This is a genomic window from Burkholderia sp. YHN3-13, assembly GCF_055810675.1.
The window spans coordinates 42,135-56,102 of record NZ_JBVVNQ010000001.1; the positions used below are offsets into that span (position 1 = coordinate 42,135).

11 protein-coding genes are annotated in these 13,968 nt (G+C 67.6%); 5 read left to right on the forward strand and 6 right to left on the reverse strand.

The features are described from left to right. Positions 1 to 49 precede the first annotated feature (49 nt). Together AC0KUR_RS00185 and AC0KUR_RS00190 are read right to left on the reverse strand one after the other, a co-directional pair. A complete protein-coding gene (locus AC0KUR_RS00185; protein ID WP_027791386.1) occupies positions 50 to 235 on the reverse strand; it encodes a hypothetical protein in 186 nt (61 codons plus the stop codon). A 225-nt stretch (positions 236 to 460) separates the two neighbouring features. Beyond that, the gene (locus AC0KUR_RS00190; RefSeq protein ID WP_006479216.1) at positions 461 to 637 is read right to left on the reverse strand and encodes a hypothetical protein; all 177 of its coding nucleotides are present in this window, start codon (positions 635 to 637) and stop codon (positions 461 to 463) included. Between the two features lie 377 nt (positions 638 to 1,014). Between AC0KUR_RS00190 and AC0KUR_RS00195 the strand changes: the two genes are divergently transcribed. Then, the gene (locus AC0KUR_RS00195; protein ID WP_376699810.1) at positions 1,015 to 2,331 is read left to right on the forward strand and encodes a TolC family protein; all 1,317 of its coding nucleotides are present in this window, start codon (positions 1,015 to 1,017) and stop codon (positions 2,329 to 2,331) included. Between the two features lie 213 nt (positions 2,332 to 2,544). On the opposite strand, the gene AC0KUR_RS00200 is transcribed toward AC0KUR_RS00195, so the two are convergent. After that, positions 2,545 to 2,994, reverse strand: coding sequence for a winged helix-turn-helix transcriptional regulator (locus AC0KUR_RS00200; protein WP_473375155.1), 450 nt, complete (start codon positions 2,992 to 2,994; stop codon positions 2,545 to 2,547). Positions 2,995 to 3,346: 352 nt separating this feature from the next. Here AC0KUR_RS00200 and AC0KUR_RS00205 point away from each other — a divergent pair, with 352 nt between their 5' ends. Beyond that, positions 3,347 to 4,270 (forward strand): alpha/beta fold hydrolase, encoded by a 924-nt coding sequence (locus AC0KUR_RS00205; protein ID WP_200087469.1) that lies wholly within the window; start codon positions 3,347 to 3,349, stop codon positions 4,268 to 4,270. A gap of 56 nt (positions 4,271 to 4,326) precedes the next feature. Here the strand turns inward: AC0KUR_RS00205 and ggt are convergent, their stop codons facing one another. Next, positions 4,327 to 6,048 (reverse strand): gamma-glutamyltransferase, encoded by a 1,722-nt coding sequence (ggt, locus tag AC0KUR_RS00210; protein WP_473375156.1) that lies wholly within the window; start codon positions 6,046 to 6,048, stop codon positions 4,327 to 4,329. Positions 6,049 to 6,457: 409 nt separating this feature from the next. Here ggt and AC0KUR_RS00215 point away from each other — a divergent pair, with 409 nt between their 5' ends. The 3 genes from AC0KUR_RS00215 to AC0KUR_RS00225 all read left to right on the forward strand — a co-directional run bounded on the left by AC0KUR_RS00215 (position 6,458) and on the right by AC0KUR_RS00225 (position 13,055). After that, entirely contained in the window at positions 6,458 to 6,982 is a 525-nt protein-coding gene (locus AC0KUR_RS00215; protein WP_034191578.1) for a metal-dependent hydrolase, read from the forward strand. Positions 6,983 to 7,172: 190 nt separating this feature from the next. Beyond that, positions 7,173 to 11,639, forward strand: coding sequence for a DEAD/DEAH box helicase (locus tag AC0KUR_RS00220; RefSeq protein WP_473375157.1), 4,467 nt, complete (start codon positions 7,173 to 7,175; stop codon positions 11,637 to 11,639). Between the two features lie 141 nt (positions 11,640 to 11,780). After that, positions 11,781 to 13,055, forward strand: coding sequence for an APC family permease (locus tag AC0KUR_RS00225; RefSeq protein WP_034191580.1), 1,275 nt, complete (start codon positions 11,781 to 11,783; stop codon positions 13,053 to 13,055). Between the two features lie 92 nt (positions 13,056 to 13,147). On the opposite strand, the gene AC0KUR_RS00230 is transcribed toward AC0KUR_RS00225, so the two are convergent. Then, positions 13,148 to 13,444, reverse strand: a complete 297-nt coding sequence (locus tag AC0KUR_RS00230) for an XRE family transcriptional regulator (RefSeq protein ID WP_034191581.1) — start codon at positions 13,442 to 13,444, stop codon at positions 13,148 to 13,150. Between the two features lie 72 nt (positions 13,445 to 13,516). Next, complete coding sequence (locus tag AC0KUR_RS00235; RefSeq protein ID WP_049033345.1) at positions 13,517 to 13,876, reverse strand: type II toxin-antitoxin system RelE/ParE family toxin; 360 nt, start codon at positions 13,874 to 13,876, stop codon at positions 13,517 to 13,519. Positions 13,877 to 13,968: the final 92 nt, after the last annotated feature.

A 13,968-nucleotide genomic window follows, 5' to 3' on the forward strand; every position in this document is an offset into this window, starting at 1 on the left:
GCAGCCGGCGCACTGCCGGCCGCGGCGGAAGACCGGTGTTACCGGCCGCTCAGCGCGACGAGCCGAGCGACATCCGGAACTGTTCGACGGCGCGGGTCTGGTACTGGGTCATCAGGCCCTGCAGCGTGGTCCCGATCGACTGGTTGACGAGATCGACCGTATAGGCAGCCGAATTGGAGTAAAGCGACGCGCCGCCACGAATCTGGCGGGCCTGTTCTTCCGTGATGTCTCGCATTTGTTGTGGCCTTTATATTGTCGGAATGCCTGCAGCCGTCAGCCAATCGAAAACTCAATGGCCGTTTACTTTATTACGGAGATAATCCGGCACTCCTGCCTCCTGATAATCGCCCGATTCCGAAATAATGCATTCCGGAGCCGCTTAATTGCCACTGCGGCGATCGATTCTTTTCCTTCTGTTTCGCGGCATCTCGCGCGGGGGGCGCCTCCCCGCGCACGGCGGTTACTTGCCGGTGTTGTTGAACGTCTTCGGGTTCTGCAGGTAATTGCCGAGGCTCGGCAGGAACTGGCCGAGCGCGGTCACCACCGGCGCGGCGTCAACGGCGAGGCTGCCCAGCGAGCTGATCGCCCCGCCGCCATGCACATTCCTGACCTGTTCCGTCGTCATGACCTTCATCATTCTCTCCTCGTAAAAAATAAAGATGATGCAAAGAACCTTCATTGAAAGACAAACGGCTTTTAATCCCTAGCGACTTGTTAATCTAATAATCACCGCGATTACCAGCCGAAATCAGGCTATCATGCGGTCGCATCGGAATTCAATGGAGGACACACTCTTACAGTCGCAATTTCCGATGTATGACGGCTAAGCGACATTCATGTTTTTTGAATTTCAATTTCAAAACGTTTAAATCCCGCCGCAATGCGTTGCGGCACGGGCAGGAGACGGAGACGACCATGTTTGAAACGAGGCGCGCGAATGGCGGATCGGCAACGCGGAATGCGGGTATTTCCTTATCAAGATTTCCAACTAGGTGGAATCCCCGACTTGCAACCATGACACTGATCGCTGTAACGGTTATCGGTGCGACCACGAACGCGCACGCGTTCTGCCTCGACACCGCCTACCAGTACGCATCGGTGCACGATCCGCGCTATCTGCAGGCGCGCAGCGAATACGACGCGGCCCGCCAGAAATTCCCCGAAGCGCGCGCGCAGATGCTGCCGCAAGCCGCCGCGCAACTCGAATGGGGGCGCTACGGTACGCATGCAAACCTGTTCGGCATCGACGTCAGCGGCTCGAGCAATGCCGCATACGGTTCCGCCCAGATCACGCAGGCCCTGTTCAACGTGCCCTACCTGTACGACATGCGGCGCGCGACCGAGTACGAGGAATCGGCGAAGCAGAAACTCGAGGTCGCGAAGCAGGACCTGATCCTGCGCGTCGCGAACGCGTGCTTCGACCTGCTGAGCGCGCGCGAGAAACTGCAGTCGGCCGACGACGAGGTCAGCGCGCTGGCACGGCTCGAAAGCGACACGCGGCGCATGGCGCAACTCGGGATGAAGACGATCGGCGACACCGCCGAGATCGAGGCGCGCCGCAGCCTCGCCCAATCCGACGAAGCGCTCGCGCAGACCGACGTCGACGCGCGGCGCGCACGCTACGAGACACTGCTCGGCTCGACGATCGACTTCACGCGCTGGCCCCGGCTCGCGATGCGCGGGTCGTCGCCGCGCATTCCGTCCGGCGACTACGCGCCGCAGGACAACCCCGCGTACCGTCAGGCGTATCGCGACGTACAGGTCGCGCGGCTCGCCGCCAAGCGCGTCGGCGCCGAGCACTTGCCGACCGTCGACCTGTTCGCGTCGTATTCGCGCGGGCTCAACCCGAACCTGCGCGGGCTCACCGATCGGTCCGACTTCCATCAGAGCGCGTTCGGCGTGCAGGTGACGATTCCGATCTTCTCCGGCGGCAGCGTGTACTACCGGCAGGTGGAAGCCGAGCACGTGACCGAGCAATACCGCAACCGGCTGCGCGAGGTCGAGGAGCAACTGGGCACCGATCATCGCGAGGCGCTGTCCGCGCTCGAATCGGTCGGCAAGCGCATCCGCGCGCTGCAGCAGTCGCTGCAGGCCGCGCGGCTCGCGTACGATTCGTCGATGAAAGCGCATCAGGTCGGTTACAGCACGACGTACGAAACGCTGAACTTGCGGCGGGACATCTCGGGTATCCGGCAGAAGCTGTTCGACAGTTACCTCGATGCGCTGAAGCTGCAACTGAAGCTGAAAAGCGTGCTCGGCACGCTCGACGAGCAGTCGCTGATCGCGGTGGACAGCTTTCTCGAAAGCAACGCGGCGAACGACCGGAGCTGACGGCGGTTCGATGCATGCGCGGTCTGCCGCGGTTCGAAACCCGCTGGTGTCGCGCGTGCCTCGCCGGCGGGTCCGCTGCGAATGCCGCGGCGGCCCCCGACTGGAAAAACCGGCGCGGCGCGGCCGCTACCGCAGAGCGACGAAGCGCTTCGCCGAGGCCTGCGAAAAGCCGCTTCAAGCGGCCAGCATGCAGCCGGAAGGCGATCCCGCATGTCAGCCGGGCGGCGGCAGCACGACCGTGTCTTCCGGCCCGAGCACGCACCCGTCCTGCGAACGAAGCTCCAGCTTCCTGACCGGCAGTCCGGTTTTCCGGTCGACGAGCAGCACGTGCGCCTCGTCCGGTTCGAAGCAGAAATCCTCACCCCACTGCCGCAATGCGACCAGCAGCGGAAACAGCCCGCGCCCCTTCTCGGTCAGCACGTACTCGTGATGCGCGCCGCCGTCGGCGGCCGGCACGATGTCCATGATCCCCTGCGCGACCAGGTTGCGCAGGCGAGCCGCCAGGATGTTCTTCGCGAGGCCGAGGTTTTTCTGGAATTCGCCGAAACGGCTCAGCCCGTCGAACGCGTCACGCACGATCAGCAGCGACCACCCGTCGCCGATCGCATCGAGCGGGCGGGCAACGCCGCAAAGGGAATCTTCGTGCGTGGTTCGTCGGTTCATCGGTGCGTGCGGTTACGCCGTTCCCTGTGGGCAGGCTGAGCGGCAGTCGTTTTCCATTGAAATGAATGGTTGCAATATAAAACCCGTCTACCCAAAGATCAATGGGGCGAACCCGACTGTTCGCGATCGGCGAACGGCGCGGAGGTTTCGACTCCGATCGGCCTGAGATTCAAGCCGATTGACTCGTCAATCACGCCATCATCGCTTTCCGACGCTTCGTCACGCATCAACGACGACACCCGGCGGCAGTCGACCGGATCGCGCTTCTGGTTGCAACTTGAAACCTCATGTCCTACGCTTCCATTCGGTTTCATATTGAAACCAAACTACTCGACTACCGAAGGAGCGTTCGATGATCCGGTCCGATGCCGCGTTCGACGGCACCTTTCCCTTCGCCCCGCATTTCGACGATGCATCCGGCTTCCGGATGCACTACGTGGACGAAGGACCGCGCGACGGCGAAACCGTCCTGTGCCTGCATGGCGAACCTACGTGGGGTTACCTGTTCCGCCATCTGGTGACAACGCTGCGTCCGACGTACCGCGTCGTCGTGCCCGATCACATGGGATTCGGCAAAAGCGCGACGCCGCGGGACCGCAGCTACTGGCTGCAGGACCACATCGACAACCTCGAGCGCTTCGTGCTCGCGCGCGGCCTCGAGCGCATCACGCTCGTGATGCACGATTTCGGCGGCCCGGTCGGCATGGGGCTCGCCGCACGTCATCCGGACCGGATCCGGCGCATCGTGTCGGCGAACGGACCAACGCCGTTCGGCCAGCCCGATCTCGTCGAGCGCCTGAATGCGAATGCTCGCGAGGCGCCGTGGTTCCAGTGGATCATGCGCGCGGCGGCCGACGATACGCTCGAAACGGTGCTCGGTCAGCTCGGCTTCAACATCCTGAGCACGCTGAAGCTGAACGGGTTCGAGAACCACGCGGTCATCACCGACACGTGGATCGCCGCGTACGGAGCGCCGTTCGCGCAACCGGCCGACTGTCTCGGCGCGATCGGCTGGGCCCGCGGCTTTGCCGCCGGCGCGCACCGGTTCGAGGAGCCCGATGCGGCGGCACTGCGCGCGATACGCGGCAAACCCGCGCTCGCGCTCTGGGGAGATGCCGACCGGACGCTCGGCGCGGAACACTTCCTGCCGCTTTTCACCGCGTTGTTTCCGTCCGCGCCCGTCGAGCGGCTGGCGGGCGTCGGGCACTACTGCTTCGAGGATGCGCCCGACGCCATCGCCAAGCGGATCGCCGGCTTCATCCGGGCCACCGCTTGAACGTGTTCCGCGGCCGCCAACCTGCACCGGCCGCGGAACGCACGCATCGCTTCATGTCAGCGAATAACCCGCGTCACACCGCGCCCGCGCGGATCGGCCATCGCTTCCGGCGTCTTGCCGTCGATCTTGATGACCTGGATGTCGCCGCTGAAATCCTGCCCCTTCAGCGTGTAGCCACGCGCCTCGATCTGCTTCGCGAGCTCGCCTTCGATCGGGTGGTACGGCTCCCAGAAGATCGTGTTCGGCGGCAGCAGCTGGTGATGGAAGCGCATCGCGCCGACCGCTTCCTTCAACGGCATCTTGAAGTCATAGATGTTGTTGATCACCTGGAAGATCGACGTGAAGATGCGAGAGCCGCCCGGCGTGCCGATCACGAGCGACACCTTGCCGTCCTTCGTCATGATCGTCGGCGACATCGACGACAGCGGGCGCTTCTTCGGTTCGATCGCGTTCGCGTCGCTGCCGACCACGCCGAACATGTTCGCGACACCCGGCTTCGCGGAGAAGTCGTCCATCTCGTCGTTCAGCACGATGCCCGTGCCGTCGGCGATCACGCCCGAGCCGAAGTATCCGTTGATCGTGTACGTGTTCGACACCGAGTTGCCCCACTTGTCGACGACCGAGAAGTGCGTCGTTTCGGCCTTCTCCGGCATCGTCGTGCCGAGGCCCGGCTGCACGCTCTTCGTGTCCGACGGCTCCTTCGGGTTGACCTCGGCCGCCCGCTTCGCGATGTAGGCGTCGTCGGTCAGCTGCGCGATCGGCACCTTGTAGAAGTCGGGATCGCCGAGATACTGCGCACGGTCCGCGAACACGCGTTTCTCGATTTCCGCGACGAGGTGGATGTACTGCGGCGAATTGAGCTTCACGCCCTCGAAGTCCTGCTTGAGGTCGGCCTTCATCTTCAGCAACTGCACAAGGCCGATGCCGCCCGAGCTCGGCGGCGGCGCGGTGATCACGTCGTAGCCGTTCCACTTCGCCTGCACCGGCTGGCGCCACACCGCACGATACTGCGCGAGATCCTCGGTGGTGATCAGCCCGTTGCCGTCGCCGGTCTTCATCGACGCGGCGATCAGTTCGGCCGTCTTGCCCTTGTAGAAACCTTCCGCGCCGTCGTTCGCGATGCGCGTGAGCACGTCGGCGAGGTCGGGTTGCTTGAAGTTCGCGCCGGCCTTCAGCCCGGAGAAGTATTTGTCGAAGTTGGTCTTGCCACCGAATTCCTTCGATGCATCGACGCCGCGCTGCGCGAGTTGCTCGTCGACGACGAAACCGTCGCGCGCATAGTGGATCGCCGGCGCGAGCACCTGCTTCCACTTCAGCTTGCCGAAGCGCTTCTGCGCTTCCCACATGCCGGCAACCGTGCCCGGCACGCCGACCGCGCGCGGACCGTACAGGCTCATGCCCTTGACGACGTTGCCGTCCTTGTCGAGGTACATGTCCTTCGTCGCGGCGAGCGGCGCGCGCTCGCGGTAGTCGATGAAGTACGGCTTGCCGTCCTTGTAGATCGTCATGAAGCCGCCGCCGCCGATGTTGCCGGCTTCCGGATACGTGACGGCGAGCGTGAAGGCGATCGCAACCGCCGCATCGATCGCGTTGCCGCCTTCCTTGAAGATCCGCTCCGCGGCATCCGCGCTGTACTTGTCGGCCACCGCAACGGCCGAACTCGTCAGGACCGCCGGCTGCGGCCCTTTCGCATAAGCGGGCGCGTTCGGCATAAACCCGATGCCGGCCATCGTCGCAAGCACGGCAGCGGATGATTTGAAGCGATTCAGCGTAGTCATTGCATGTCCCCCATGTGGATCTCCTTCAGGCAGGAAAGGCACCTGATCCGTCGATGACCGCCGGCGCGCCGGCGGCGATCGGCCGGCTTCGTAGTATAGGGGGACAATAAGGGTCGAACACGCGGCATGCAACGACGGCATGCCGATCGTGTGCGCGCGGTCACATTGCGGCGCCGCGACGGCCAAACGAATCGGTCGAAACGGCATGCGTTGCGCGCCCGATGCACGCCGTCACGCAGCGCGCAAAACCGAAAGTTGCGAACCTCGCCGCCTGCCACGCGGCACACTCAAAAAAATCTGCAAACGCCCCTCCCGCAGCGCGGGTCGATCTGAGAAGATAGCGCCCCGCTTTCGCACGACATCGCTGTTTCGTTCACGTGCCGCTTCACGTTTGCTTGTCTCGCTCCCTATGGCATCACACAACGCACATCATGCGTCCGGCTTCGCGGCCGGCGTCGCCGCCGCCGTCCTCGTCGCGCAAACCGGCGCCACCGGCCCCTGGCACACCGGCATGCTCGCCGCGTTCGTCGCGGGCGTCGCCGGCGGCACCGCACCCGACTGGCTCGAAGTCGCCTGGTGGACCCGCAAGCGCCGCCTGTGGATCACGCATCGCACCGTCACGCACTGGGGCATCGGCTGGGTCGCGCTGCTTGCGCTCGGATGGCACGGGCTGACTCATCATCCGCATCCGCTGTGGGCCGCACCGCTGTTCGGCTTCGCCTGCGGCGGCGTGATGCACCTGCTCGCCGACTGGCCGAACCCGCTCGGCGTGCCGTGGATCTGGCGGCGTCACTCGCTCAACCTGTGGAACAGCGGGCATTGCGACCTGATCGTCGTGGCCGCCGCCTGGGGCGGCACGCTGTGGCTCGCGCAATCGCTGTGGTCGCGCGCGCCGCTGCTCGAACACTGGCTCGGCTGGCTGCATCGCGTTTAGTTGCAATCCGTCGCCATTCGACGCGAAGAATGGCACGCAACTTTCGGTTCGTTGAAAGCGCGCCGCGAGCCCCCATCTGAAGATGAATCGTCGATAGGCCTGCCCGGCACGCACCCGCGACGTCTGGCACACTGACGATTCGATTCATGCGCGGTTCGCCCGCGCACTCGCACCCCATTTCAACGCTCCGATGGACGTCACCGCTACCCGCCCTGCCGCCCGTGCGCTCGACGTGTTCCACCCGGCCGTGGCCGCGTGGTTCCGCCGCACGTTTGCCGCGCCGACCGGCGCGCAGGCGCTCGCGTGGCCCCACATCAAGGCCGGCCGGTCGACGCTCGTCGCCGCGCCGACCGGCTCCGGCAAGACGCTCACCGCGTTCCTGTGCGCGCTCGACGATCTGGTGCGCGATGCGCTGGCGCACGACGGCACGCTGCCCGATGCAACGCTAGTCGTCTACGTGTCGCCGCTGAAGGCGCTGTCGAACGACATCCACGTGAACCTCGACGCGCCGCTCGCCGGCATCGCCGAATCGCTCGCGCAACTCGGCCTGCCGGTGCCGGCGATCCGCACCGCGGTGCGTACCGGCGACACCACGCAGGCCGAGCGTGCCGCACTGCGCAAGCGCGCGCCGCACATCCTCGTCACCACGCCCGAATCGCTGTACGTGCTGCTGTCGTCCACCTCCGGGCGGCAAATGCTGTCGAACGTGCGCTCGGTGATCGTCGACGAGATCCATGCGCTCGCGTCGTCCAAGCGCGGCAGCCATCTCGCGCTGTCGCTCGAACGCCTCGACGCGCTGGCCGGCCGCGCGCTGCCGCGCATCGGGCTGTCGGCGACGCAAAAGCCGATCGACGCGGTCGCGCGCTTCCTGGTCGGCGGCCCGGCCGACGCGCCGCGCGACTGTACGATCGTCGACACCGGCCACACGCGCGAGCGCGACCTCGCGCTCGAACTGCCGAACGTGCCGCTCGAACCGGTGATGGCCACCGACGTGTGGGAACAGGTGTACGACCGCATCGCCGGGCTCGCCGCCGCGCATCGCACGACGCTCGTGTTCGTCAACACACGGCGCACCGCCGAGCGCATGGCGCGCCATCTCGCCGACCGGCTCGGCAAGGATGCGATCGCCGCGCATCACGGCAGCCTGGCCAAGGAACACCGCTTCGATGCCGAGCAACGCCTGAAGCGCGGCGAACTGAAGCTGCTCGTCGCGACCGCGTCGCTCGAACTCGGCATCGACATCGGCGACGTCGATCTCGTCTGCCAGGTCGGCTCGCCGCGCGGCATCGCGCCGTTCCTGCAGCGCGTCGGCCGTTCGGGGCACCACGTCGGCGGCGTGCCGAAGGGGCGCCTCTTCCCGCTGTCGCGCGACGAGCTCGTCGAATGCGCGGCACTGCTCGACTGCGTGCAACGCGGCGAACTCGACGCGTTGCGGATTCCCGAAGCGCCGCTCGACGTGCTCGCGCAGCAGATCGTGGCCGAAGTCGCGTGTGCGGAGTGGCAGGAAGACGCGCTGTACGCGAGCTTCACGCGTGCCGCGCCGTACGCAAGGCTGACACGCGAGCGCTTCGACGAAGTGATGAAGATGCTCGCCGAAGGCTTCACGAGCCGTCGCGGCGTGCGCGGCGCGTACCTGCATCGCGACGTGGTCGGCGGCACCGTGCGCGGGCGCCGCAATGCGATGATGACCGCGACCACGTCGGGCGGCACGATCCCCGACATGGCCGACTACGCGGTCCTGCTCGAACCGCAGGGCATCCAGGTCGGCACCGTCAACGAGGATTTCGCGATCGAGAGCCTGGCCGGCGACGTGTTCCAGCTCGGCAACCAGTCGTACCGGATCATTCGCGTGGAAACGGGCCGCGTGCGCGTCGAGGACGCCCAAGGCCAGTCGCCGAACATTCCGTTCTGGCTCGGCGAGGCGCCGGGGCGCAGCGACGAACTGTCGGCGGCGGTCGGCCGGCTGCGCGCGCGGCTCGACGGGCTGTTCGCCGACGGCGACCGGCTGGCCGGCGAAGGCGCCCGCGCCGGTGGGCGCAAACGTGCGGCCGGCCAGGCCGCGAGCGACGCGAAACCCGATGCGACAGCCGAAGCGGGCACCGCGCTCTCCTCCGCCGAAAGCCGCCTCGCGCCCGCCTTGCGCTGGCTCGTCGACGCGCTCGGCCTGTCGCCGGACGCCGCGCGCCAGATCGTCGACTACCTCGCCCGTGCCCGCGCCGCGCTCGGTGCGCTGCCCACGCAGGACACGCTCGTGATGGAGCGTTTCTTCGACGAATCGGGCGGCACGCAGCTCGTGATCCACTCGCCGTTCGGCAGCCGCATCAATCGCGCCTGGGGGCTCGCGCTGCGCAAGCGCTTCTGCCGAAGCTTCAACTTCGAGCTGCAGGCCGCCGCGACCGACGACGCGATCATCCTGTCGCTGTCGCTCGCGCACAGCTTCGCGCTCGACGACGTGTGGCGCTACCTGCGTTCGGCCAGCGCCGAGCACGTGCTGGTCCAGGCGCTGCTCGACGCGCCGATGTTCGGCGTGCGCTGGCGCTGGAATGCGACGACCGCGCTTGCGCTCCCGCGCTTCACCGGCGGCCGGCGCACCGCGCCGCAACTGCAGCGGATGAAGAGCGAGGACTTGCTCGCGACCGTGTTCCCCGATCAGGTCGCGTGCCTCGAGAACATCGTCGGCGAACGCGAGATTCCGCACCACCCGCTCGTCGACCAGACACTCGACGACTGCCTGCACGATGCAATGGACACCGACGGCTGGCTCGCGCTGCTGCGCCGGATCGAAAGCGGCGCGATCGAGCTCGTCGCGCGCGACCTGCCCGCGCCGTCGCCGCTCGCGGCCGAAATCCTGAACGCGAAGCCCTACGCGTTCCTCGACGACGCGCCGCTCGAGGAGCGCCGCACGCAGGCCGTGCAGTCGCGCCGCTGGAGCGACCCCGAATCGGCCGACGATCTCGGCGCGCTCGACGCCGACGCGATCGACGCGGTGCGCGACGAAGCCTGGCCGCTCGTGCGCGACGCCGATGAAATGCACGATGCGCTGCTCACGCTCGCGTGCATCACCGACGGCGAAGCGCACGCACACGCAGGCTGGCCCGACCTGCTCGCGGCGCTCGCCGACCGCCGCCGCGCGACGAAGCTCGTTACGCCGGGCGGCGCCGTGCTGTGGGTACCGGTCGAGCGGCTCGTGTGCGTGCGCGCGCTGCATCCCGATGCGCGCCCGACGCCGGTGCTCAAGGTACCGGCCGCCTGCGCACAGCCATGGGACGCGGATGCGGCCCTCGTCGACGTGATCCGTGCACGGCTCACGGGCTTCGGGCCGCTCGCGCTCGACGCGATCGCCGCACCGCTCGGCCTGCCGGCTTCGGCGATCGCGACGGCACTCGCTGCGCTGGAGCGCGAAGGCTACGTGATGCGCGGCCGCTTCACGCCCGGCGCGACGACCGACGAATGGTGCGAACGTCATCTGCTTGCGCGCATTCATCGCTATACGGTAAAGCGGCTGCGCCGCGAGATCGAACCGGTCGAACGCGCCGATTTCATGCGCTTCCTGTTCCACTGGCAGCACGTGACACCCGACACGCGCGGCACGGGCCGCGACGCACTCGCGGCCGTGGTCGAACAGCTCGAAGGCTACGAGGCCGCGGCGAGCGCGTGGGAAGACGCGCTGCTGCCCGCGCGGCTGACCGACTACATGGCCGGCGGCCTCGACGAGCTGTGCCGCTCGGGCAAGCTGGTCTGGACACGCATCGGCGCACCCGCACGGGCGGCCGGCACGCCCGTGAAAACGACGCCGATCGTGCTGCTGCCGCGCCGCCATCTTTCCGCCTGGCAAGCGCTGCGCGATCCCGATGCGCAACCGGCGCTGTCGGCACGCGCCACGCAAGTACGCGAGGCACTCGCCGCGCACGGCGCGATGTTCTTCGATGCCTTGCTCGACGACCTGCACATGCTGCCCGTCGAGCTCGAGCAGGCGCTCGGCGAACTCGTGTCGGCCGGCCTCGTGAACGCGGACAGCTACGCCGGCCTGCGCGCGTTGCTGAAACCGGCCGTGAAGCGCGGCGCGACCTATGCACCGCGCACGCGACGCGGCGGCGCGCTGATCGGCGGGATGGACGACGCGGGCCGCTGGGCACTCGTGCAGCGTCACGCGCCGCCGGTCGACAGCCCCACGCCGAAACGCGGGCCGGCCACGACCGATCCCGACGCACTCGAACACATCGTCTGGACGCTGCTGCGCCGTTACGGCGTCGTGTTCTGGCGGCTGCTCGAACGCGAGGCCGACTGGCTGCCGAGCTGGCGCGAACTCGTGCGCGTGCTGCAACGGCTCGAAGCGCGCGGCGAGATTCGCGGCGGACGTTTCGTGGCCGGACTCGCCGGCGAGCAGTTCGCGCTGCCCGAGGCCATCCCGATCCTGCGCGAACTCAGGCGGCAACCGGGCGACGGGCAATACGTGTGCGTGACGGGCGCCGACCCGCTGAACCTCGCCGGCACGCTGCTGCCCGGCGACAAGGTGCCGGCGCTGGCCGGCAATCGCGTGCTGTTCCGCGACGGCGTGCCCATCGCGTCGCTCGTGTCGGGCACGTTCCACTATGCGCCCGACCTGTCGCCCGCCGCGCGCGAGGACGCGCGCCTGCGGCTCGCGCGCCACTGCTGACATCGGCTGACACGCACGTCACACGGACTACTGATCGCCACGCCGCATTGCCGCGATCGTTCCGGTAGCATCGAGCGACTGACCGCGCGGGCTTTGCGCGCGATCACCCGCACACAACAAGCCTTCCGGAGACTGCCGCTCATGTCGTCGCATGCCGATTCGCCCGCCGCTCGTCACGCGGGCTCATTGACCATTTTCCAGGGCGCCGCGCTGTATATCGGCGCCGTGCTCGGCACGGGCGTGATCGCGCTGCCCGCGCTTGCCGCGGAGGTCGCGGGCCCGGCCTCGCTGCTTGCATGGGCCGCGCTCGTCGTGCTGTCGGGGCCGCTTGCGGCCACCTTCGCCGCGCTCGGCGCACGTTATCCCGATTCCGGCGGTGTCTCGACCTACGCACGGCGCGCATTCGGCCCGAAAGCCGCGGCCATCGTCGGCTGGTGCTTCTATTTCGCGGTGCCGGCCGGCGCACCGGCCGCCGCGATGTTCGGCGGCGCCTACGTCGCGGCCGTCACGGGCGGCGGGCACACGACGATCATCGTCACGGCCGCGGCGCTGATCGCGACCGTGTCGGCCGCGAACGCCTTCGGCGTCACCGTATCGGGCCGCATGCAACTCGTGCTGTCGGCGCTGCTCGTCACGCTGCTGCTCGCCGCGGTGCTGGCGTCCGCACCGCATGCGCGCTCCGCGAACCTGCAGCCGTTCGCCCCGCACGGCTGGCTCGCGGTCGGCCAGGCCGCCGCGCTGCTGGTATGGAGCTTCGCCGGCTGGGAAGCGATCACGCATCTCGCGGCCGAATTCCGCCGGCCCGCGCACGACATGCCGCGCTCGGCCGGTATCGCGGTCGTGGTCGTCGGGTTCCTGTACCTGTCGGTCGCCGCCGCGAGCGTGATGGTGCTCGGGCCGTCGGCCGGCGCATCAGGGGCGCCGCTCGCCGAGCTGATCGCGGGCGGTATCGGCGGCCATGCGCAGGTGCTGGCGGCGGCCGCCGCGCTGCTGCTCACGCTCGGCACGATGAACGCGTATTTCGCGGGCGCGGCCAAGCTCGGCGCGGCGCTCGGACGCGACGGCGCATTGCCCGCTTGGCTCGCGCAGGGCAGCCAGGTCGGCGGCGTGCCGCGCCGCAGCCTCGGCGTGATCGCCTTGCTTGCAGCCGTCGCGCTGGCCGCGACGACGCTCTCGGACGTCGGCCCCAAGCCGCTCGTGCTCGTCACGTCCGGATGTTTCGTGATGGTGTACGGGCTTGGCGCCGCGGCCGCGTTGAAGTTGTTGCCGCGCGGCGGGATCGCGTACCGCTGCGCGTGGGTTTCGCTGGTCGCGGTCGCCGGGTTGTTCCTCACGACCGGATGGTATTTCCTGTGCCCGCTGCTGCTCGCGGGCGCTGCGCTGCTTTATCTGCAGGTGACCGCGTCACGCAAATGACCCGGGGCAAGCGGGCCGACGCGTGCCCGCTTGTGGCCAGCCGCCTGTGAAGGGCGCCGTCCCGAACGCCGGGCGCGACGACTTCACGCCGGTCAGGCCGGCACCAGCGCGAAACTGAGCCGCTTGCCGAGTGCGGCGGCCGCGCTCGCGAGCGTCGCCAGCGTGAGGCTCGTGTCGGATTCGTCGAGCAGCCGGTTGAGCGCGGCGCGACTGGTTTTCATCCGCGCCGCCATCGCGGTTTTCGTGATGTGCTGCGCCTTCATTTCCTCGCCGATCTGCCACGCGATCACGCGCTTGATCGCGGTCGCGGTGGCCGCCTCGAGATTGCCTTCCGCCTCAAGGAAGGCGTCGAAATCGCTGCCGATATACGGGTTGTTCGTGGTCGTCATGTCGTACTCCAGTGCAGGGCGTTGCCGGCTGCCCGACCGTCGGGGCGAGGCATTCCGGCGCAACCGGGGAATTCAGGTGGCGTGCGCCAGCGCTTTCAGGCGCGCGACGGTGACGGCAAGATCGTCCGGCGGCGTGGCCCGCGACTGCTTGAAGAAGCCGTGCAACAGGACCATCGTGCCGCCGGAGACCGTGAACAGCACGCGGACACTCCGCCCCGGCAGCATCACCCGGATCTCCCACAGATCCTTCGCCATCTTCCGGACCAGCGGCATGCCGAGCGGCCAGCCGAGCTGCACGGTCTTGATCTCCTCGCCGATCGCCCTTCGCTCCGCTTGCCCGAGCGCGTTGAGCCATTCGCGCACCGGCTCGTTGCCACGGGCCGTGCGGAAGAACCGCACGCCGAGCGTGACCTGGATCTGCTGTCTCGCCATCGTCTTGTCACCGATCGTACCAAAAACGGTACGATATGCCAAGCACCATGTGGATCGCTACTGGCCGAATGGCCGATCCGGCCGCGGGAAAA